Here is a 2202-nt window from a genome sequence, read left to right on the forward strand (position 1 = left end):
AAGGAGCAGGTTAAAACTCAAGTCAGGAGTTTGGCTAAGAGGCAGACGAGGATTCAGAAATATTTCAACTCATCAAAAATTTCTCATGCTGCCTGATTTTCCGCCCCATTAATATCCTTTACTTTTTCACAATCTTCACCGGCGCGTTAGGTAATGCTTTGAGAAAGGTTTTACCGTAGCGCTTGGTGACCACGCGGTTATCGAGGATCACGACGATCCCTTTGTCTTTTTCTGAACGAATGAGTCGGCCCACGCCCTGGCGTAGTTTGATCACCGCCTCGGGCACGGAATACTCCATGAACGGGTTGCCGCCTTCAGCCTCGATCGATTCGATCTTTGACTGCACCACTGGGTGGTCTGGCACAGAGAATGGCAGGCGTGTGACAATCACGTTGCTCAACGACTCACCCGGCACGTCGACGCCCGCCCAAAAACTGGCCGTACCAAAAAGCACACTATGGATGTCATTGCGGAAGATCTCTACCATCTTGTGGCGCGGAGTTCCATCACCTTGGACTAAAAGCCTCCAGTCATTTTCCTCGAAGTAGTCTTCCATAGCATCCGCCACATTGCGCATCACCTTGTAACTGGTGAACAAAACGAAGGCCTTGCCCTCACTGTATTTCAAGACACGACCAATCCAGTGCGCCAATGCCTCTTCATACTTTGGAGTTCCAGGATCCGGCATTGCCTGCATCACGTAGACCTCCATCTGTTTTTGGTAATCAAACGGACTACCAATCTGCACCCCCTTGGCATGCTCAGCACCCACTCGGCGGCGAAAGTAACTCATGTCTTCCTCTCCAGCGCTTAGCGTTGCGCTAGTTAAAATACAGGTCCGACCTTTGCCAAACATTAGCTCGCGCAGCCTGTCGGCCACATTGATAGGTGCTGAACGTAGGCTGAGCACATCTCCATCGCGTCCCGATTTCTCAATCCAATAGACACTTTCCTCGTCGGTTTGATCGAGGAACAGACGCAAAGTCCCATGCACCTCGCGCAACCTGCGGGCACCATCCATCAGTTCTTTGCGGGCCGATGATTCTTTCTCTAACTTTTCCGCCTCGTCTTCCACTTTATCCCACAACTTTCGCAGTGGTTCAGCCAGCGTATTGTCCACGATATCAGACTCACGCACACGAGATTCTTTAGAATATTGGCCGAACTGGACACTCTCTTCGAGCTCATCGAAGAAGTCCTGAGTGCGCTCTAGTAATTCTTCCGCCGCTTGGATCCCCTCGCCACAGCGTAGTTGCTTCAGCAGGCCTTTTTTGTTCCGCGGGTTGTACAACCTAGATATATCGAAACGGAGTCCTGACTGACTCAAACGTAAGCCTAATTGGCTGGCAGCCACATCTTCCAGAGTGTGAGCCTCGTCAAAAATCACAAAGTCATTGGGGAAAATGTAGCCCATATCCCGCTCGTCACGTTCCTCCATCGCCGAGTCTAATAACGAGAAAAATAGTGTGTGATTCACTACCACAACATTCGCTTTCTCCACCCGCTTGCGCGCCTTCTGGTAAAAACAATTGCCACGCGTTCCACATGTCCGCGGCGTACAAATATGAGCTTCGCTACACACTGAACTCCAAACCTTTGGTGATGGCCGAAAATCGAGTTCACTCAGGGTTCCATCGGTGGTCCCCTCCGCCCAATCCCATACTTGCTTGAGCTCATCCACCTCGCTCGAGGTGAAGAGATCCCCTTTAGAATCCATCGCAATACGCAGCCGTAATGGGCACACATAATTTTGCCGGCCCTTCAACAAAAGTGCCTCAAAATCGACTCCCAACAACTTACGAACAATCGGGATATCTTTCCCTGTTAGCTGTTCTTGTAGATTGATCGTGTGGGTAGAGATCACTGCTTTTTTACCGCTCTCCAACGCAAACTTCACTGCTGGTATCAAGTAGGCCAGCGACTTTCCAACGCCCGTACCTGCCTCCACAGTTAGCACATTTGCCTGCTCAAGCGCACTAGCCACCTCGACAGCCATCTCTTGCTGTTCAGCGCGATAGGCAAAATCTGGAGATTTAGACAGTAAGCCGTCCTCGGAAAATATCCCGTGAATTTCGTCAGCTAGGCCCTCACAAGCCCCAGATCCATTACCTTCTACAAATGCTATCATGCGCGATACAAGCTTTACTCAATTCCCCCAAAACTAGCAACTGAAACAAGTCGTATTCCTCCGACAACTAGAAA

Annotated in this window: 1 protein-coding gene; it reads right to left on the bottom strand. The window is 50.2% G+C overall.

Features of this window, described 5'->3' with window-relative positions; genetic code table 11:
* Positions 1 to 118 precede the first annotated feature (118 nt).
* On the bottom strand, positions 119 to 2128 hold the full coding sequence (locus tag ABGY95_RS11180) for a helicase C-terminal domain-containing protein (RefSeq protein WP_347441765.1): 2010 nt from the start codon (positions 2126 to 2128) through the stop codon (positions 119 to 121).
* Between the last annotated feature and the right edge of the window lie 74 nt (positions 2129 to 2202).

The organism is Rubritalea sp. (assembly GCF_039830215.1).
Classification (GTDB): domain Bacteria; phylum Verrucomicrobiota; class Verrucomicrobiia; order Verrucomicrobiales; family Akkermansiaceae; genus Rubritalea.